General features: G+C 68.0%; 15 protein-coding genes. 8 read left to right on the top strand and 7 right to left on the bottom strand.

Annotated features, from left to right (window positions below; translation table 11 throughout):
• Positions 1-187 precede the first annotated feature (187 nt).
• Both bfr and AC1DVI_RS13605 read left to right on the top strand, forming a co-directional pair.
• A complete protein-coding gene (gene bfr, locus AC1DVI_RS13610; protein WP_035671636.1) occupies positions 188-664 on the top strand; it encodes a bacterioferritin in 477 nt (158 codons plus the stop codon).
• 177 nt (positions 665-841) lie between these two features.
• Positions 842-1099: a hypothetical protein gene (locus AC1DVI_RS13605; RefSeq protein WP_145624975.1), complete on the top strand. Its 258-nt coding sequence runs from the start codon at positions 842-844 to the stop codon at positions 1097-1099.
• A gap of 116 nt (positions 1100-1215) precedes the next feature.
• Here AC1DVI_RS13605 and AC1DVI_RS13600 read toward each other — a convergent pair whose 3' ends face one another.
• From AC1DVI_RS13600 to hisS, 3 genes are all read right to left on the bottom strand, one after another.
• Positions 1216-4242: a transglycosylase domain-containing protein gene (locus tag AC1DVI_RS13600; RefSeq protein ID WP_476958421.1), complete on the bottom strand. Its 3027-nt coding sequence runs from the start codon at positions 4240-4242 to the stop codon at positions 1216-1218.
• 217 nt (positions 4243-4459) lie between these two features.
• The gene (locus AC1DVI_RS13595) at positions 4460-6388 is read right to left on the bottom strand and encodes a tetratricopeptide repeat protein (protein ID WP_476958420.1); all 1929 of its coding nucleotides are present in this window, start codon (positions 6386-6388) and stop codon (positions 4460-4462) included.
• Between the two features lie 26 nt (positions 6389-6414).
• Positions 6415-7764, bottom strand: coding sequence for a histidine--tRNA ligase (gene hisS / locus AC1DVI_RS13590; RefSeq protein ID WP_476958419.1), 1350 nt, complete (start codon positions 7762-7764; stop codon positions 6415-6417).
• A 190-nt stretch (positions 7765-7954) separates the two neighbouring features.
• On the opposite strand from hisS, the gene pyrC reads away from it, so the two are divergent.
• The gene (gene pyrC, locus AC1DVI_RS13585; protein WP_476958418.1) at positions 7955-9010 is read left to right on the top strand and encodes a dihydroorotase; all 1056 of its coding nucleotides are present in this window, start codon (positions 7955-7957) and stop codon (positions 9008-9010) included.
• Between the two features lie 144 nt (positions 9011-9154).
• On the opposite strand, the gene xseA is transcribed toward pyrC, so the two are convergent.
• Entirely contained in the window at positions 9155-10768 is a 1614-nt protein-coding gene (gene xseA / locus AC1DVI_RS13580) for an exodeoxyribonuclease VII large subunit (RefSeq protein WP_476958417.1), read from the bottom strand.
• Positions 10769-10843: 75 nt separating this feature from the next.
• On the opposite strand from xseA, the gene purD reads away from it, so the two are divergent.
• Together purD and AC1DVI_RS13570 are read left to right on the top strand one after the other, a co-directional pair.
• Positions 10844-12130 (top strand): phosphoribosylamine--glycine ligase, encoded by a 1287-nt coding sequence (purD, locus tag AC1DVI_RS13575; protein ID WP_476958416.1) that lies wholly within the window; start codon positions 10844-10846, stop codon positions 12128-12130.
• 31 nt (positions 12131-12161) lie between these two features.
• The gene (locus AC1DVI_RS13570; RefSeq protein ID WP_476958415.1) at positions 12162-12389 is read left to right on the top strand and encodes a nucleotidyltransferase family protein; all 228 of its coding nucleotides are present in this window, start codon (positions 12162-12164) and stop codon (positions 12387-12389) included.
• A 372-nt stretch (positions 12390-12761) separates the two neighbouring features.
• On the opposite strand, the gene AC1DVI_RS13565 is transcribed toward AC1DVI_RS13570, so the two are convergent.
• Both AC1DVI_RS13565 and AC1DVI_RS13560 read right to left on the bottom strand, forming a co-directional pair.
• Complete coding sequence (locus AC1DVI_RS13565) at positions 12762-14987, bottom strand: pentapeptide repeat-containing protein (RefSeq protein ID WP_476958414.1); 2226 nt, start codon at positions 14985-14987, stop codon at positions 12762-12764.
• 64 nt (positions 14988-15051) lie between these two features.
• Positions 15052-15492 (bottom strand): nucleoside deaminase, encoded by a 441-nt coding sequence (locus AC1DVI_RS13560; RefSeq protein ID WP_211102425.1) that lies wholly within the window; start codon positions 15490-15492, stop codon positions 15052-15054.
• A 113-nt stretch (positions 15493-15605) separates the two neighbouring features.
• On the opposite strand from AC1DVI_RS13560, the gene AC1DVI_RS13555 reads away from it, so the two are divergent.
• Genes AC1DVI_RS13555 through rsmD form a run of 3 tightly spaced genes read left to right on the top strand, consistent with a single transcriptional unit; the run spans position 15606 to position 17637 of the window.
• Entirely contained in the window at positions 15606-15815 is a 210-nt protein-coding gene (locus tag AC1DVI_RS13555) for a dodecin (protein WP_014239544.1), read from the top strand.
• A 60-nt stretch (positions 15816-15875) separates the two neighbouring features.
• The gene (locus AC1DVI_RS13550; protein WP_476958413.1) at positions 15876-17081 is read left to right on the top strand and encodes a pseudouridine synthase; all 1206 of its coding nucleotides are present in this window, start codon (positions 15876-15878) and stop codon (positions 17079-17081) included.
• Entirely contained in the window at positions 17062-17637 is a 576-nt protein-coding gene (gene rsmD, locus AC1DVI_RS13545) for a 16S rRNA (guanine(966)-N(2))-methyltransferase RsmD (RefSeq protein WP_476958412.1), read from the top strand. Before AC1DVI_RS13550 ends, rsmD begins: the two co-directional genes overlap by 20 nt.
• Here the strand turns inward: rsmD and AC1DVI_RS13540 are convergent.
• Positions 17628-18818 carry a calcium-binding protein gene (locus AC1DVI_RS13540; protein ID WP_476958411.1) on the bottom strand — a complete coding sequence of 397 codons (1191 nt, stop codon included), beginning with the start codon at positions 18816-18818 and terminating at the stop codon, positions 17628-17630. The two genes, rsmD and AC1DVI_RS13540, sit on opposite strands and share 10 nt — an antisense overlap.
• Positions 18819-18953 lie beyond the last annotated feature (135 nt).

Raw genomic sequence — 18953 nt, 5'->3', positions numbered from 1 at the left:
CACTTCATCGTACAGCCTTACCGGCATTGTTTTTGATATTCACTCGCAATTGCGATGGCTGTTCTGATGCGGTGTGGAGAATTTGTTCTGTCGACTGCCGTCCAGCCGGTTGCCAAGGCTCGACAAATGGGGCATGGTCATTCCAGAAACGTCGCGATTCGACAAACAAACCGCATGGAGGCAGGGCGTGAAGGGCGATCCGCAGGTCATCACCCATTTGAACAAGATCCTGACCAACGAGCTGACGGCGATCAACCAGTACTTCCTGCATGCCCGCATGCTGAAGAACTGGGGCCTGAAGCGCATTGCGCACAAGATCTACGAAGAATCCATCGACGAGATGAAGCACGCCGACAAGATGATCGAGCGCATCCTGTTCCTGGAAGGTCTCCCCAACCTTCAGGACCTGGGCAAGTTGATGATCGGTGAGGACGTGCCGGAAATGCTCGGCAACGATCTGAAGGTGGAGCACAAGGCCCGCACCGATCTGATCGACGCCATCACCCTGTGCGAGCAGGTCCGCGACTACGAGACGCGTGCGCAGCTCACCGAGCTGCTGGACGACACCGAGGAGCACATCGACTGGATCGAGACGCAGCTCGACCTGATCCAGCGCGTGGGCATCGTCGCCTACCAGCAGGAGCAGATCTACGGCGAGAGCTGATCCGCTCGAAGCCGCTCGAAGCCGCTCGGGACTGATCGGAGGGGCGTGGACACGGGCCGCGCCCCTTTGCGTTTCCCCCCTTTTTCGCAGAGTGGCGGGGCGGTGTCGGCAACGCCTTGTTAACCATGTTGCCGTAGATTGCGGGTTTCCGCTTCAGTCTGTACGGGAACCGCCATCATGCTCCCCATCACGTCCTTGCAGGTTGACGACCTGACGCCGAAGGAGACCGCCGCCGTCGCGCACGCCTATCTGGCGGCGCTGGATGAAAGCGACCTGGATCAGGGCGATCATGAGAGTGCCTTCGACCGGGCGCTGGAGACGTTGCGCGGTTACCGTCCCGGCTTGCCGCTGAACGTTGCCGCGGCGGAGCTGGAATTGCTGCTGGCCTCCCTACCGGCCGCCGTCTCCGCCGCGCAGGAGCCCGCTCTGGCGTAAGGCGCGCCCGGCCGTTTTCTCTTCGGCTTACGATGAAGGCCCGCTCCGGTTTTCCGGGGCGGGCCTTTTCACTGTCCGGACCGGCGGCCCCAGCGCGCCGGTCACAGCCCCGTCGTTCACAACCCGGTCTGCGGCTTGCCGGTGTCGGCCGTCTTGGTCACGCCGGGGTCGATGAGGGGCTGCAGCGCCGGGGCGATGCTCTTCAGCAGCTGGGCGGGCAGGGCGCTGGTGAAGCGGTAGTTGTCGGCCTCCGGGCCATGGACGAAGGCCGTCATGGTGCCGAAGAAGCGGTCGCCGATGTAGAAGGCGAAGGTCGCCGTCCGGTTCACCGCCCGCGACTCGATCAGGTGTCCGCCGGGGCCGTAGCGGTCCAGCCGGTGGTCGCCGGTGCCGGTCTTGCCGCCGATCGGGATGACCGCCCCCGCCGAGTCCTTGAAGGAGCCCCAGACCCGCTTGGCCGTGCCGTTCTGCGCCACGTCCATCAGCGCCTTGCGCAGGGTGGCCGCGACCTCCGCCTTCATCACGCGCTGGCCGCGCAGCTCGCCCAGGCCGACGATGGCCTCGTAGGGCGTGCCGGCGGCGAAATGCAGCTTGCGCACGCGCACGGTCGGCTGGCGCACCCCGTCGTTCTGGATGATGCCGACCAGTTCGGCCAGGGCAGCCGGGCGGTCGGCGGAGCTGCCGATGGCGGTGGCGAAGGACGGGACGAGCGTTTCGAAGGGGTAGCCCAGCTTGCGCCACTGCTCGGTGATGCGCTGGAAGGCCTCCTCCTCCAGCCCGATGCGGATGCGGGTGTTCTGGGCCGACTGCCCCTTCTTGAACAGCCAGCGGTAGCTTTCCTGGCGCTCCTGCACGCTGGCCTCCAGCACCTCCTGCCGCTTGGCGTCGGGGCGCTTCTGCAGGTAGGAGACCAGCCACAACTCCAGCGGATGGACGCGCGCCAGATAGCCGAGGTCGTTCAGCGGGAACTTGCCCGGCCCGTATTTGCCGTAGAGCGACGCGATGTCGCCGTCGTCCAGCTTGGCGTCGGGCAGGCGGGCGCGCAGGAAGGCGCCGAACTCCTTCACCCCGGCCTGCGGGCGGGCGGTGCGGAAGATCACCGACAGGCGGTGCGGCATCGGCCGCGACCGGGCGGCCAGCATGGTCAGCATCGCGTCCGGCGTGTGCTTCCGGTAGCTGTTGTAGAAGCGGTTCAGGAAGTCGCTGCCTTCCTTGTCGGCGAAGCGGGCGAGATAGGCCTGGCGGGCGGGGTGGTCGGGGTTGTGCAGGATGTCGGTGCTGTCGTCGCCGCCTTCGGACAGATAGAACTGCACGACGTCGCGCATCATGCGGATGAAGGGCAGGTTGACCGAATTGCGCAGCGACTCGGTCACGGTCAGGATGCTGCCGTTGTCTTTGGCGTTGAAGTTCACGAAGCTGTGCAGACCGCCACCGGTGAAGAAGGCCTCGCCGGGGTTCGCCGAATAGCGGCGCTCCATGGCGGCGTCGAGCATGGCGCTCAATCCGCGGTTGCCGGACGTCGACAGCCAATTCGCCGCCCAGCGCGTCAGGTTGTCGGACGCCTCCTCCTCCACGTCGGCGAGGAAGTCCTTGGGCAGATGGGCGTAGCGGGTGTGCAGCTCCGCCACGATCTCCAGGTAGGTGGCCAGGGTGCGCAGCTTCGCCGTGGAGCCGAGGTCGAGCTTGGCGCCCTCGTTGATGTCCAGCGGCTGGTCGAGGTTGTCGGCCTGGACGCGCAGGTAGTTGGCGTCCGGCCCGCGTTCGTAGAGCGTGACCGAATAGATGATCTTGGACAGGTCGCTGCCCTTGACGTCGAGCAGCCGCTCGCCGGTCAGCCCCATCTGCGCGGCGAAGGCCGGATCGCCCAGCTTCGCCAGCACCTCGACCACCCGCTGCTGCGCCGGGGCGTCCAGCGTCGATTCGGCGGTCAGGTCGATGCGGTCGAGCTGGTAGAGGCTGGACACGCCGAGCATGGAGAGAAGCCGGGCGCGGATGGCGTTGGGGGCCTTCTGCTCCACGAAATTGGCGGTCTGGGCCTGCGGCGGGTCCTCGCGGAACTTCAACGTCAGGCCGAGGGCCGCGTCGCGCAGCGCGGTGTCGATCACGCCCGCGTTGTGCAGCACGCGCAGATGGCTGTCGGCCAACCGCTCCAGCGCTTGGCGGTCCTGAATCAGGTAATAGGAGGGACGGCGCTGGGCGAGCAGAAGGCTCAGCACCTGCTTGTAGGCCAGCGCCTTCACCTGCAGGGCGCGGTCGTCGGCGGGCTCCTCCGACAGCACCTTCTCGGCGATGGCGAGGTCGGTGCCGAACCAGGCCCACAACCCGTCGCCCAGCCCGTTCACCTCGCCGAAGCCGGGGCGCCCGGTCAGCGGGGTGGAGTTCAGATAGTCGATCAGGATGCGGCGGCGGTGGGCGCCGGTGTCCTCGCCGTCCAGATAGGCGCGGGTGCTGGCCGAGATCATCTGGCGCAGCTTCTCCGTGGCGCCGCTGGTCTGGCCATCGGGGGAGTGGCGGTACTTCTCGATCTGCGTCGCCAGGGTCGAGCCGCCGGGCGAGCGCTGGCCGGGCTTGACCCACTGCACCGGCAGCATCGCCACGGCGCCGGCGAAGCGGTCCCACTCCACGGCGGGGTTGCGGCGCGGCTCGTCGGTGTTCAGCAGCTCGCGGTTCTCAATGAACAGCAGCGTGGCGGCGACCAGCGGCGGCACGTCCTCGAACTTTGCGAAGACCCGCTCCGGGTAGCGGGCGGAGAACAGCGCGGTGCCGTTGCGGTCCAGCAGGGTCAGGCCGGCGCGCGTCTTCTCGTGGTAGATCGGGAAGCCGCCGGCGGCCATGAACTGGTCGAGCGTCGGCGACAGATGCGCCTGCATCTCCACCGCGTACATGTCCGAGGTCAGCGAGCGCAGATAGCCGGGCAGCCCGACATAGCCCATCCGCTCGTTGTAGGGACCCTGGGTGGGGTGGCGCGCGGCGGGGTTCGGTCCCTCGCTCAGCGTGTAGGTCATGTCCTTGGCGTAGCCGGCGAGCAGGCGGGCCTGCAGCCGCGACGTGCGCATCTCCTCCTGCGCCAGAAGGGCGCCGCCGCCCAGCGTCGCCGCCAGCGTCACACCCCAGATCGCGCGCCGCACCCACAACCGTGTCATGTCCGGCTCCAGCCATGACCGCGGGCGACGCCCGCGAATTGGTTAAAATGCCCGGCAAGCTGGCCGAGCGATATGGCCGGAATGTAGAGGTGCCTTGGTTAACAACCGGTGTAATCCCCTGACCTTCGGGGGTGCGAGTCCGCCCCGAAATCGGTGTAACTCAAATTCGTAGCGGACCGTTGCGGCGGCGCCACGAATGCGCCCAGTGGTTGTGGGGTTAAGGGGCGTGACCGCGCGCCGCCACGAAATCCGTTAACGCGGTGCGCAGGCGGGCAACCACGCCGGACCAGTCGCCGGAGCGGTCCTGGCCGAACACCCGCATGGTCGGGTACCAGGGGTTGACCTCCCGGTTGCCCAGCCAGCGCCAGCAGGCGTCGGCGCGCGACAGCGTCCAGGTGAGCCGACCCAGCCCGCCCGCGAGGTGGCAGACGGAGGTGTCCACCGTGATGACGAGGTCCAGCGTCATGGCCAGCGCCGCGGTGTCGGCGAAGTCGCGGACGCCGCTCATGGGGTCGGCGATGTCCATGCCCGCCGGGGCCTCGGCCAGCTGCGCCGCGCCCGGCCCCATCTGAAGGCTGACGAAGCGCACCCCCGGCACCTCGGCCAGAGGAGCCAGGGCGGCCAGAGGCAGGCTGCGCCGCCGGTCGATCGGGCTCGCCACCCCGCGCACCGTGCGCGGCGACCCCGCCCAGACCAGCCCGACGCGCAAACGCCCATCCTTCACCGGAAGGCGCTCGCGCCACGCCGCGACGTCGGCGGGATCGGCGCGCAGATAGGGCACCGTGGCCGGGATGCTGTGCAGATCGGTCGCGAAGGCGCGGGGCAGGCTCATCATCGGGATGTGCAGGTCGAAGGCAGGAAGCTCCCCGCCCCAGGCGACGGCGGCGGACACGCCGTCCACCCGCTCCATCAGCCGGACCAGCGCGGGCGAGCAGCCGACGACCACCCGCGCCCCCCGCCCGGCCAGCAGCGGCGCGTAGCGGACGAACTGCAGGGTGTCGCCCAGCCCCTGTTCGGCGTAGAGCAGGATGGTCCGTCCCGCCACATCCTCCGCCCCCGTCCATTGCGGCTGCGGAAAGCTGCGGTGCACGGGGTCGAGCTGCCGGGTCTCCCACCGCCATTCGAACTCCTCCCAGCCCTCGCGCAGTTGGCCGGAAGCGAGCAGGGCGACCGCGAGCGCCAGATGGGCCTCGGCGTCGGCGGGGGCGCGGCGGATGGCCTCCCGCCCGGCGGCGACGGCCTCGTCGCGGCGGCCCTCGTGCAGCAGGAGCGACAGACGGTTGCGGTGGAAAGCGGCCCGTTCCGGGGCGATGCGCGTCGCCCGCCCGCACAGGCGCAGCGCCTCCGCGACGCGGACGGTCTGTTCGAACAGCGGCACCATGTTGCCGTAGGCGTCGGCGTTGCCGGGGTCCAGGACCACCGCCCGGCGCCCGGCGCGCTCGGCGTCGTCGAAGCGCCCAAGCGTGACCAGAAGATGGACGAGGTTGGTCTGCGCGTCGGCCAGCGTGGGGTCGAGCCGCAGCGCCTCGCCCAGCGCTTCCACGGCGCCCTCCGGGTCGCCCGTCTGGGCCAGTGCGGCGCCGAGCATGCGGTGCGCCTCGGCGCGCTGCGGGGCGAGGCCGCGCGCCTTGCGGAAGGCGTCGGTGGCGCCTGCCCAGTCGGCGGCGGCGTAGAGCCGCAGGCCGGCCCGCTCGAAGGCTTCGGCCAGCGGCTCGCTGTCGGTGGCGGCGCTGGCCGTCAGGGCGCGGGTCAGGGCGCGGCGGGCGGCGGGACCGTCGCCGGCCTCGGTCAGGGCGCCGCCCAGGGCGAACCAGTCGCCGGCGCCGTCGGGTTGCAGGGCTAGGACGCGGCGGAAGGCGGCGGCCGCCTGCGCCGCCCCGTCCGGCGTGCCCAGCGCCATCAGCGCCTTGCCGAGATTGCCGTGGATGTCGGCGGCGAGCGGCAGGAGGGCCGCCGCCTTGCCGATCATCGCCACCCCGTCCGCCACCGCGCCGGTCTGGGCCGCCAGCAGCCCGGCGAAATGCAGGGCGTGGGGGTTGTCCGGGTCCACCTCCAGGATGCGGCCGTAGAGCAGCCGCGCCTCCTCCAGCCGCCCGGACAGATGATGGTCGAGCGCGAGGTTCAGGGCTTCGGCGACGCTGGCCATGGGCGGGGGCCCTCTGTGGTGGGGAGCTATGACCCCAGCAGTTCCTTCGCCTTGGCGGCGAGATCGGCCAGCGGGACTTCGACCTGCTCGCCCTTCACCAGATGCTTCAGCGTCGCCGTGCCGCGCGCCTTCTCGTCGGAGCCCATCAGGACGACCAGCGGGATGCCCGCCTTGTCGGCGTACTTGATCTGCTTGGCGAGCTTGCCGCCGTCGAGCTGGATTTCCGTGTTGAGGCCCGCCGCCCGCAGCGCCGTCGCCAGACCGTAATAGTCGGCGGACAGGGCCGGGTCCATCTGCGTCACCAGGACCTGGGCGGTCGCCCCGCCGTCCTTGATGATGCCGGCTTCCATGAGCTGGTAGAACAGCCGCGTCGCGCCGATCGAGATGCCCACACCCGGCAGCTTCGACTTGGTGTAGTGGCTGGCGAGGTTGTCGTAGCGCCCGCCGGAGCACACGCTGCCGATCCCCGGATGGTCGTTCAGGAAGGTTTCGTAGACCGTGCCGGTGTAGTAGTCGAGGCCGCGCGCGATGGCGAGGTTGATGCGCACCACGCCGTCCGGCACCTGGAGGGCCTTCAGCCCCTCGATGACGGTGGTCAGCTCCGCGACACCCTGGCGGAAGGTCTCGTTGTCGATGCCCAGCGCGCCCAGCGCGGCGAGCGTCTCCTCGTTGGTGCCCTTGGCGTCGATCAGGGACAGGATCTTCTCCGCGGCGTCGGCGGCCATGCCGAGGCCGGTCAGGCTGTCGCGCACCTTGTCGCGGCCGATCTTGTCCAGCTTGTCGATCTCGCGCAGGACCAGGACGCGCTTCTCCGCGTCGTCCACGCCCAGCCCGTCGAGCAGGCCGAGCAGAACCTTGCGGTTGTTCACGTTGATGGTGAAGCCGCCGAAGTCCAGTTCGCGGAAGACGTGGTAGATGACCGCCGGGATCTCCGCGTCGTAATGCGCGGACAGGCTGTCCTTGCCGATCACGTCGATATCGCACTGGTAGAATTCGCGGAAGCGCCCGCGCTGCGCCCGTTCCCCGCGGTAGACGCGCTGGATCTGGTAGCGGCGGAAGGGGAAGGCGAGGTCGCGCTCATGCTCCGCCACGTAGCGGGCGAGCGGCACCGTCAGGTCGAAGCGCAGCGCGATGTCCGGCTTGTTCCCCTGCTGGAGGGCGCCGGTGGACTGCACGAAATAGACCTGCTTCTCGGTCTCGCCGCCGGACTTGGTCAGCAGGGTGTCCACCGTCTCGAACACCGGGGTTTCCACCGGCACGAAGCCGAACCGCTCGTAGCCGCGGCGGATGGTGTCGAGCAGACGCTGGAAGGCCACTTGCTGGCGCGGCAGCAGCTCCATCGTTCCGGGCGGGGTGCGGGGGGTAATGAGGCTCATCGGCGCGGGTCCGGCTTCGAATGTCCCTGGGGATTCGGCTAGGGTTCTAGCGGCTTTCGCCGGTCCCGTCACCATTGCAGTGGCCGGATACCGCCCCGATACCGCCCCGATACCGCCCCGATACCGTTGAGCGGGGGGCCGTAAGGGGCTAGAACTCCGGCACCCCCCATGCATCCGTGCCGGAGCCGCCATGCCCACCGACCGTCTCGTCCTCCGCCGTCCCGACGACTGGCATGTGCATCTGCGCGACGGCGCCATGCTGAAGGCGGTGCTGCCCTTCACCGCCCACCAGTTCGGCCGCGCCATCATCATGCCGAACCTGAAGCCGCCGGTGACCAGGACCGCCGACGCCGTGGCCTACCGGGAGCGCATCCTGGCCGCCCTGCCGGAGGGCCACGCCTTCACGCCGCTGATGACCGCCTACCTGACCGACGGCACCGACGCCGAGGATCTGGCCCAGGGCTTCGAGGACGGCGTGTTCGCCGCCGCGAAGCTCTACCCGGCCAACGCCACCACCAACAGCGCCCACGGCGTGACCGACCTCGGCAAGATCGCGCCGGTGCTGGAGCGCATGGCGGAGATCGGCATGCCCCTGCTGATCCACGGCGAGGTGACCGACGCCCATGTGGACATCTTCGACCGCGAGGCCGTCTTCATCGAGCGCACCCTCGGCCCGCTGCTGGAGCGTTACAAGGCGCTGCGCGTGGTTCTGGAGCACGCGACCACCGCGGAGGCCGTGGCCTTCGTGCGCGAGCACGCCGCCTCGGGCCGGGTGGGGGCGACCATCACGGCGCATCACCTGCTGATCAACCGCAGCCACCTGTTCGCCGGCGGCATCCGCCCGCACCTCTACTGCCTGCCCATCGCCAAGCGCGAGACGCACCGCGTGGCCCTGGTCGAGGCGGCGACCTCGGGCGAGGGGCCGTTCTTCCTGGGCACCGACACCGCCCCGCACACGGTGACCGCCAAGGAGAGCGCCTGCGGCTGCGCCGGTTGCTTCACCGCCGCCAACGCCCTGGAACTCTACGCCGAAGCCTTCGAGGAGGCGGGCGCGCTGGACAAGCTGGAGGCGTTCGCCAGCCTGAACGGCCCGCGCTTCTACGGCCTGCCGGCCAACGAGGACAAGGTGGTTCTGGAGCGCACGCCGTCCACCGCCCCGGACATCGTGCTGACCGCCGACGGCGAGGCCGTGCTGCCCTTCCGCAGCGGCGAGACGACGCGCTGGAGCTTCGTCGGCGCGGCTTGAGGCGCCGGCGCGGGCGTTGCCGCTGCGGGTGCCCCCACCCCGGCCCTCCCCCGCTATCGCAGGGGAGGGTGCCTTCTGCGAAGCGGCGTCCGTCCCCTCCCCTGCGATAGCGGGGGAGGGTTAGGGTGGGGGCAAGGTTCCCCCTCAGAACAAACTCCCCTGAACCGGCGGGCGCTGCGGCTTCTTCGGTTCGGGCTTGGCCTTGGTGGCCTTGGGCTTCGGCTCCGGAACCGCGGCGGGCGGCGCCTCCACCCGCGGCCCACCGTCCACCGTCGCGGCCGCCTGGCCGTCGGCGAAGACCAGCGACACCGCCAGACCTGGCGTGGCCTGGGCGGCCCTGGTCAGCGGCTTGCCGTCGCCGGACTGCACCAGGGCGAAGCCGCGCTCCAGAACGCCCTTGTAGGAATAGCTTTCCAGAAGCTGCCCCACCGCCGCCAGCTTCGCCGCACGCTCCTCCACCGCCTTGCCGTAGCTGCGGTCCAGCCGCGGCGTCAGGTCGGACAGCCGTCGGCTGCCATCGCCGAACTTCACGCGGATCGGGCCGAGCGTCAGCCGCCCGCTCACGCGCTCATACTGGCCGCGCGCCGCGACGACGGCGTGGCGCAGCGCGCCGTCGAGCGCCCGGGACTCCGACGCCAGCCGCTGCCCGGCTTCCGCCAGCTTCTCGCGCGGGTGGCGCAGCGCGGCGCCCAGCTCGTTCAGGCGGGTGCGGCGGCGGTCGAGGAGCGAAGCGGCAGCCAGGGCCAGCCGCTCCGCCCGGTCGTCCAGCCGCTGGGCATGGCTTTCCAGCAGGGCGCGCGGGTCGCCGAGGCCGCGGGCCAGCCCCTCCACCCGCGTCCGCCGCTCGGCCAGCAGGCGGGTGGCGGCGCCGACCATGCGCCGCTCGTCGTCCAGCACCTGGGCCAGCAGTTCCGCCCGCACCGGAACGGCCATCTCCGCCGCCGCGGTGGGGGTGGGGGCGCGGCGGTCGGACGCGAAGTCGATCAGGGTGGTGTCCGTCTCGTGCCCGACCGCCGAGATCAGCGGAATGCGGCTGGCCGCCGCCGCGCGGACGACGTTCTCCTCGTTGAAGGCCATCAGGTCCTCCAGCGAGCCGCCGCCGCGCGCCACGATCAGCAGGTCCGGCCGCGGCACCGGCCCGCCGGGCGGGATGCGGTTGAAGCCGTCGATCGCCGCGGTGACCTCCGCCGCCGCCCGCTCCCCCTGGACGGCGACCGGCCAGAGCAGGACCCGGCGCGGGAAACGGTCGTGCAGCCGGTGCAGGATGTCGCGGATGACCGCCCCGGTGGGGGAGGTGACGACGCCGATCACGTCGGGCAGGAAGGGAATGGGCTTCTTGCGCCCGGCGTCGAACAGCCCCTCCGCCGCGAGGCGCTTCTTGCGCTCCTCCAGCATCTTCAGGAGGGCGCCCTCGCCGGCCAGCTCCATCGACTCGATGATGAGCTGGTATTGCGAGCGTCCGGGGTAGGTCGTCATGCGCCCGGTGACGATGACCTCCAGCCCCTCCGCCGGCTGGACGGCCAGCTTCGACGCGGTGCCGCGCCAGCACACCGCCTCGATCACCGCCGTGTCGTCCTTCAGGCGGAGGTAGCAGTGGCCGGAGCTGTGGCGCTTCGGCTGGGAGATCTCGCCGCGCACGCGGACGAAGCCGAACTCCTCCTCGATGCTGCGCTTCAGGCGCCGGGCGAGGTCGCCCACCGAGAATTCCGGAAGGTTCGAGCCGGGGCGCGGCTCGGGAGCGATCAGCGGAGAGGTCATATCAAGGTCTTGAGTCATGGCGGCACCATGATACAAGGCGCGGTGTCGGCAACAAGCGTGGAAGGACGAGGTGCCATGAAAGTCCTGGTGGTCGGGTCGGGTGGGCGCGAGCATGCGCTGTGCTGGGCCATTCAGAACTCGCCGCTGTGCGACACGCTCTACTGCGCACCGGGCAACGCCGGCATCGCGGATGTGGCCGAATGCGTCGCCATCGGCGCGGAGGATGTGGACGCTCTGGTCCGCTTCGCCCAGGACAAGGCTATCGACTTCGTGGTCGTCGGGCCGGAAGGGCCGCTGGTGCTCGGCCTCGTCGACAAGCTGACCGCCCTCGGCATCAAGGCCTTCGGCCCCAGCGCCGCGGCGGCGGAGCTTGAGGGCTCCAAGGGCTTCATGAAGGACATCCTGGCCAAGTACGGCGTGCCGACCGCCGCCTATGGCCGCTTCAAGGACGTCGAGGCCGCCAAGGATTTCGTCCGCAAGAACGGCGCCCCCATCGTGGTCAAGGCCGACGGTCTGGCTGCTGGCAAGGGCGTGACCGTCGCCCGCACCGAGGAGGAGGCCTTCGCCGCCATCGACGAGGCCCTGGTCGAGGGCCGCTTCGGCGCCGCCGGGGCCGAGGTGGTGGTCGAGGAGTTCCTGGACGGCGAGGAGGTCAGCTTCTTCGCGCTGTGCGACGGCGAATCGGCGCTGCCGCTGGCCTCGGCCCAGGACCACAAGGCGGTGGGCGACGGCGACACCGGCCCGAACACCGGCGGCATGGGCGCCTACTCCCCGGCCCCGGCGCTGACCCCGGACCTCCAGGCCCGCGTGATGCGCGAGATCGTCGAGCCGACGGTCAAGGGCATGGCGGCGGAGGGACGTCCCTTCAAGGGCGTGCTGTTCGCCGGCCTGATGATCGGCAAGGACGCCGCCGGCAAGCCGGTGCCGAAGACGCTGGAGTTCAACGTCCGCTTCGGCGACCCGGAATGCCAGACGCTGATGATGCGCCTGAAGTCCGACGCGCTGGCCGCGCTGATCGCGGCGGCGGACGGCCAACTGAAGAACATCGACCTGCGCTGGCACGACGAGACGGCGCTGTGCGTCGTCATGGCGGCGAACGGCTATCCCGGCGACTACGTGAAGAACACCGAGATCAAGGGCTTCGACGCCGCCAACGCGGTGGAGGGCGTGACCGTCTTCCACGCCGGCACGAAGCTCTCTGAGGGCCGGGTGCTGTCCACCGGCGGGCGCGTGCTGGGCGTGACCGCCAAGGCCCCAACCGTGGCCGAGGCGCAAAAGCGCGCCTACCAGGGCGTCGACGCGCTGAATTGGCCGGACGGCTTCTGCCGCCGCGACATCGGCTGGCGGGCGGTGGGGCGCTGACGGCGCCCCGCTTCGGCGCTATATTGGAAGGATGGCGACGGCGCTGCAATTGCCGGCTGGCGTGTCAGCCGAAGACATCAAGGCTCTGGCTTCCCGCTTTGGGGCCAGCAACCTGCGCGTCTTCGGCTCCCGTGCCATGGGGAGAGCACGGCCCGACAGCGACCTGGACCTTCTCGTGGAGTTGGAGCCGAGGTTCGCTTTGGAGGAGCGAATCGGCGCTGCCGTTGATGTGGTGACGGAGTGTGGCCTATCCCCCTAAATGCGCGAAAGTATTCTTCAGTCGGCACGGTCCTTGTGACCCCATACAGCTCTTATTTGGAATACGTCCGCGAGGCGATCCGCCGTGTGATGGAGTATACGGCAACCGGACACGATGATTTCTTCGCCGTACGCTCCTTCAGGATGGCGTGATCCGCAATCTGGAGATCATTGGCGAAGCGACGAAGAAGCTGTCGCCGGACCTGCGGTTGCGCTAATCCGAGTTGTCATGGAGGGAGATGGGGCCGCTTAATGATGTGCTGGCTCCAAACTAAAGTGGATGCTGAACGTCGGAAGTTCCGTTTTGGTGTTGGAGATACTGCAAGTATACCAATAATAAGGATGAAATTAATTCTGGGTATTAATTTGTTATCTATTTTGATGTGATCTCAGAGTTTTCTAGCTGGCGTGCAATTTCTTGAATGTTTCGGAGAATTGACGGGTGTATTTCGTTAGATGATGGACAAATTTTTGGGTTACTGATAGCTTTATTAAGCAATGGGATGGACAGGTATGAACGAATTTTGTTATCGTAGCTAATAGATTTAGCATAAAAAAGTAATTTAATTAAAAAATACTTATTTTCTTTATCTTTGCATGCTAATTTTACTAGGAGATTAGTTCTGATTGCTGTGGTTGATATTAAAGACGCCTCGGTTATTATTCTGCGAACTCTGAGAATGTACTCCATTTCTCTCTGATTGTGTTCTGTTTCGGCTAGGTATTGTAAGCGTCTTGCGACCAAATAATCTTGAGAAAGAGGCGGGTATTTTTGAAATAAAGCTTCTATCATTGAGGCGTAGCTAGATGATTCATCAATCACTAAGCCCTGATTTTCTTCAAGGATAAAGATATTGTCAATCACTGCGCCTCCAAAGCGCGTTTTCCATACCATATTTTTGTATAGAAAAGCGCCCTGTAGTTGAGAATCCGCGAGATCGGCTCCCTGAAGATGGGTATGAGCAATAATTGAACCATGAAGCAGAGATCTTATAAGTGCTGCTCCCTGGAGGTGTGTATCGACGATTTTTGCTCCTTGAAGCTGTGTTCCTGTAAGATTTGCCCCTTGCAGCTGAGCGTTGTTGATATCTGCCCCCTGAAGGGAAGCGTAAGTGAGATCTGCTCCCTGGAGGTAGGTTTCAAAAAGGTGCGCTCCTTGAAGTTGCGCCCTGGGCAGGCGTGCGCCATTTAGTTTTGATTTAACTATGTAAGAATTCTGCAGTTGAGCTTCTGCAAGTTCCGCTCCCTCGAGCTGTATCATTTCAAGATAACAATCTTGAAATTCTGTTCTGTTGAGCTTCGCCCTTTGAAACTGAGTTCTTTCCAATTTTGCTTCTTGTAGCTGAGCTCGGGTAAGATCTGCTCCGTTGAATTGGGTGTCAGTCAGATTGGCTCCTTTAAGAGAAGCATAAAGAAGATTAGACCCATTTAGCTGAGTGCCTTGCAGGTCTGCGCCTTGAAGTTGAGCTCCAGTTAGTATAGACCCGCTCAGATTCATGTCTGCCAACTTTGCCTTGCGTAAGCTGCGCCGTGAAAAATCGCGGTGGCTTAGCTCCAAGCGCGGCAGCCCGGCTTTGCTGATGTTGTCCGCATCGCTGTCAGTGCGTGCAATCGCCAAACGCGCGTTCGGGGCGCGTGGACTCAGGCTGCGCGGAACCGTGCCCTCAGCCAGCAGATCGCCCAAAGGGCGCCCTTCGACCGTTACGCCGTCGGATAGGAACTCGCCCGGCGTGGTCGCGACCAGCAGGGAAGCGGCCACCACGGCCGGCACCGCATTGGCGGCCAGCCGGCGGGACAGGCGATCGGGCCATCGCTCGCCCTCCGGCCGTCTGCGCTCGGCGTGGCGGCGCAGCAGCCCCCCGAAGAGCCCCGTCCCCAGGTCGCGCATCGCACGCGCCGTGCCGGCCCAGGTGAGGCCCGCCTCCCGCGCCGCCGCCGCCGACAGCGCCAGACCGGCGAACAGGCTGACCCGGTGCCACCACGTGATCCATTCGTGCTGATAGGCGAGGAAGCGGATCTGGAAAGCGCCGTACAGAAGCACCGGGGCCAGCACCAGAGTCACCGCCGCGGCCAGCACGGTCAGCGCCTGCGGCAGGGGTGGGGTCGCCGGGCCGCAGGCATCCCCGCAGCGCACGGTGTCGAACCGCGCCAGCAGGCGGGTGACGACGAAGCCGTCCACCCGGTGGCGCAACGCCTCCAGCACCGCGCCGGGCGAGGCCGCGTGCTTGGCCGCTTCCCGCTCGGCAACGGTCAGGTAATGGCGCACCGCGTCGGCGATCACCGACACCTTGCGCACCATGTACAGCTGAACCAGCCAGAACAGGGCCGGCGCGCCGATGAAGAACTTCAGGAGCCCGACCTCCAGGTCGAAGATCGGCAGCTTGATCGGCTTCTCGACCAGCAGGTCGTAATCGGTGACCGCCGTGACTGTGAAGATCAGATAGAGCCACAGCAGGAGATAGGTCAGCGATTGGGTCGCGGCTGCCTTGCTGAGATCGTTCAGCGAGCCCTCAAGCTTGTCCAGACCGGGAGTGTCCACCACCGGATGGGGCAAAGTCGGCCGGCTCCCATGATCCGATGGTTCATCGTTGCGCAGCATAGTGATGTTAGGGTTGTTTCGACGAAAGGATATGCAATTCCATTCGGCGCGGCAACCTCCTGCCTCAACCGGGGCGGCGTTTCCTGAAGAATTCCCGCAGCATTTCCCCCGCCCGCGTCTCGTCGATGCCGCCATAGACCTCCGGGGCGTGGTGGCAGGTCGGCTGGTGGTAGAAGCGGGGGCCGTGCTCCACCCCGCCGCCCTTGGGGTCGTAGGCGCCGAAATAGACCCGCCGCAGCCGGGCGAAACTGATCGCCGCGGCGCACAGCGCGCAGGGTTCCAGGGTCACATAGAGGTCCAGCCCCGGCAGGCGCGGCTCGTCCAGGGCCGTGCAGGCGGCGCGGATCGCCAGCACCTCGGCGTGGGCGGTGGGGTCGTTCAGCTCCTCGGTCCGGTTGCCGGCGCGGGCCAGAACGGTCCCGGTCGCCGGATCGACCACCACGGCACCCACCGGCACCTCCCCGCGGGATGCGGCGGCCTCGGCCTCGGCGAAGGCGATGTCCATGGGGGAGGGGGGGCGGCTCATGCGGGGCACCCTGCCCGGCGGTCCCTGTTTTCGTCAAGCCGCGGAACGCCCTCCGGCGTTGTTAAGCATCGGACGAAACTGGGAGGACATCCATGAGCAACCATGTCTACAAGAAGGTGGAAATCGTCGGCACCGCCGAGACCACCATCGACGACGCCATCCGCAACGGCATCGAGCGGGCGTCCAAGACGCTGAAGAACGTCGACTGGTTCGAGGTGGGCGAGATCCGCGGCCACGTCAGCGGTGGCAAGGTTGCCCACTTCCAGGTGGTGATGAAGGTCGGCTTCCGCCTCGAAGAATAACGGCGGGGACCCCGTGCCGTGGGTTGCGGGCGGGGCTTGCAAGCCCTATGGTCCGTGCCCATGGACACCCCCGATTTCGAACATTCCAAAGCCATGCCCGGCGCCGCCGATGCGGACGCGGGCGAGCCCGATGCCGGCGAGCGCATCGCCAAGCGGCTGGCGCGCGCGGGCCTGTGCTCGCGCCGCGACGCCGAGCGCTGGATCGCCGACGGCCGCGTGGCCGTCAACGGCACGACCCTGGACAGCCCGGCCTGCGTCGTGCGGTCCGGCGACGTCGTGCAGGTGGACGGCAAGGTCATCCCCGAGCCGGAGCCGGCGCGGCTGTGGCGCTATTACAAGCCGTCCGGGCTGGTCACCACCGCCCGCGACGAGAAGGGACGCACCACCGTCTTCGAACGGCTGCCGCCGGACATGCCGCGCGTCATCTCGGTCGGTCGGCTCGACCTGACGACCGAAGGGCTGCTGCTGTTGACCAACGACGGTGAGCTGGCCCGTTTCCTGGAACTGCCGGCCACCGGCTGGACCCGCCGCTACCGCGTGCGCGTCTTCGGCGAGGTGAACGAGGTGAAGCTGGCCGAGCTGGCGAAGGGACCGACCATCGAGGGGGTGAAGTACGGTCCCATCGAAGCCGTTCTGGACCGCATCCAGGGCCGCAACGCCTGGCTGACCGTCAGCCTGAAGGAAGGCAAGAACCGCGAGATCCGCAAGGTGATGGAGGCGTTGGACCTCCAGGTGAACCGGCTGATCCGCGTGGCCTACGGCCCGTTCCAGCTCGGCAAGCTGGAGGAGAGCGCCGTCGAGGAGGTGCCGAAGCGCGTCGTGCGCGAGCAGGTGTCCCGATTCTTCACCGGCGCCGATCCGGCGGAGGAGGGCAAGGCCAAGAGCGGCGGGAAGACCGCCGCTGCCAAGGCCGCCGCCAGGAGCGGGAGCGCCGGCGCCGAAGGCTCCACGAGCCGCCCTGCCGCTCCGGCGAAGGCGCCCAAGCCGCGCGACGCCAAGGCCGGCTGGGCCAAGGCGGAACCGAAGGCAGCGTCCGACCGGCGCGGCCCGGCCAAGCCGTCCTCGGGCGGCTTCGCCTCCGGCAAGCCCGCTTCCAACAAACCGGACGGCAAGCCGGCGGGCAAGCCCGGCACGCTGACGCTGAAGGGCGGAAAGCCCGGCGGCGGGAAGCCGGGGCCGAAGCCGCGCGGCACCGGTGGCGCGTCCGGCGGTGGCGCGTCGGGTGGCCGGGGACCGGAGCGGACCCGTGCGGATCGTCGGCGGTAAGCACCGCGGGCGGCGGCTGGCCGCCCCGGCGGGGAGCGACACGCGGCCGACCACCGACCGCACCCGCGAGTCCCTGTTCAACATCCTGTCCCACGCCGACTGGGGGCCGGACGGCGCCGACCTGCTGGAGGGCGCCGTGGTCGTGGACGCCTTCTGCGGAACCGGCGCCCTGGGGCTGGAGTCGCTGTCCCGCGGAGCCGCCCACGCCAGCTTTCTCGACATGGGCCGCGCCGCTCTGGAGGCCGTGCGGGCCAACGTCGCGGCGCTGGGGGAGGGGGCGAACACCGCGGTCCTGCGCGCCGACGCCACCCGCCCGCCGCCGCCGCTCCGCCCCTGCACGCTGGGCTTCCTCGACCCACCCTATGGTCAGGATCTGGCGCCGCGGGCTCTGGCCGGGCTGGCCAAGGCCGGCTGGCTGGCCCCCGGCGCCGTCCTGGTGGTCGAGGTCGCCGGGCGCGACCCGCTGCCCCTGCCGCCCGGCTTCACGGACCTGGACGAGCGCCGCTATGGCGACACCCGCATCCAGTTCCTGCGCTACGCGTCGCCTCAGCCGTAGGTGAAGAAGGACGAGGCGACCTGGATCGGGGCGATCCCGGCCAGGAGCAGCCGGTCGCCGCCGCCGAAGTCGAGCAGAGCGCTGCCGCTGCCGTCCGATCCCAGGCGGTAGGTCATGTTGGACGCGATCTGGATGCGGTCGTTCTGCGCGCCGCTGAAGTCGGCGATGCGGTCCTGACCGCCGCCGCGCGTGAAGACGAACAGGTCCGCCCCGGCGCCGCCCCACAGCGCGTCGTTGCCGGCATCGCCCCACAACGTGTCGTTCCCCTCGTCCCCCATCAGCAGGTCGGCGCCCGAGCCGCCGTGCAGCGCGTCGTTGCCGGCCTGCCCGCGCAGCGTGTCGTTTCCGGCGTCGCCCCACAGCAGGTCGTTGCCGGCACCGCCGAACAGCTGGTCGTTGCCGCTCAGCCCGCTCAGCGTGTCGTTGCCGGCCCCGCCATAGAGGCTGTCGGCCCACGTGTTGCCGGTCAGCGTCAGGTTCTTCGGGATCTCCACGATCTGGAAGCTCTTGCCGGTGAACTGCTCGGCGTAATAGTCGATGGAGTTCATGTAGTTGGGGCGCAGCGTCGGGGTCAGGTCCGACATGATGGTGCCGGTGGCGGCGAAGTTGCCGTAGGTGGCCCCGCCCGCATACTCGTCGAAGGCGCCGATCATGTGCCCGAACTCGTGGGCCGCCAGCTCGTCCTGGTAATCGGGGCCCCAGTCGGTCTGGGTGCACCAGTTCAGCATGTCGCAGCGCCCGTAGCTGTTGCTGACGTTCACGTTGTAGTGCTGGTTCCCGGCCGCCACGAACTGCACGTCGAAGCGGATGGCGTAGCTGTTGGCGCCGTCCGACAGGCTGTACTTGTCGCCCCAGATCCCCTCGATCCCCTGCTCCCAGACCTGCTTCATCGAGCCGGCGTCATCGCCGGTCAGATGGATGCGGGTCTGCACGACGAAGGCCGTGCCGTCGAAGGCGAGGTCGTACTTCACGTCCCAGCCGAAGCCGCCGTCCGCCCGCGTTTCCGCGTAGTTGATGGTCACCGGGGCGAAGCTGGTGGGGACCGGCGCCGCGGGAGTCGCCGCCAGGGCGCCGGCGTTGTTCCCGTAGGCGTAGCTGACGGCCTGCGTCGTGGTGGTCTGGCTGGCGCCGTTCTGGGTGGCGCTGCCCTTGGCGGCGTTCTGGCGCATGGCACGCTTCATGGCACGATTCCCCTGGTTCTGTGCGTCTTGGGGGACATCATGCGGGCAGGATTGAAGGCTTTCTTGTGACCTTAACTATACATTAACCTTTTTCCTAAGGGCGTAGGACACCCCCTTACGGTTGGCTCGGCGTGG

The organism is Azospirillum sp. P4_B5, assembly GCF_056402275.1.
This window is presented reverse-complemented; position numbering and strand designations above follow the sequence as displayed.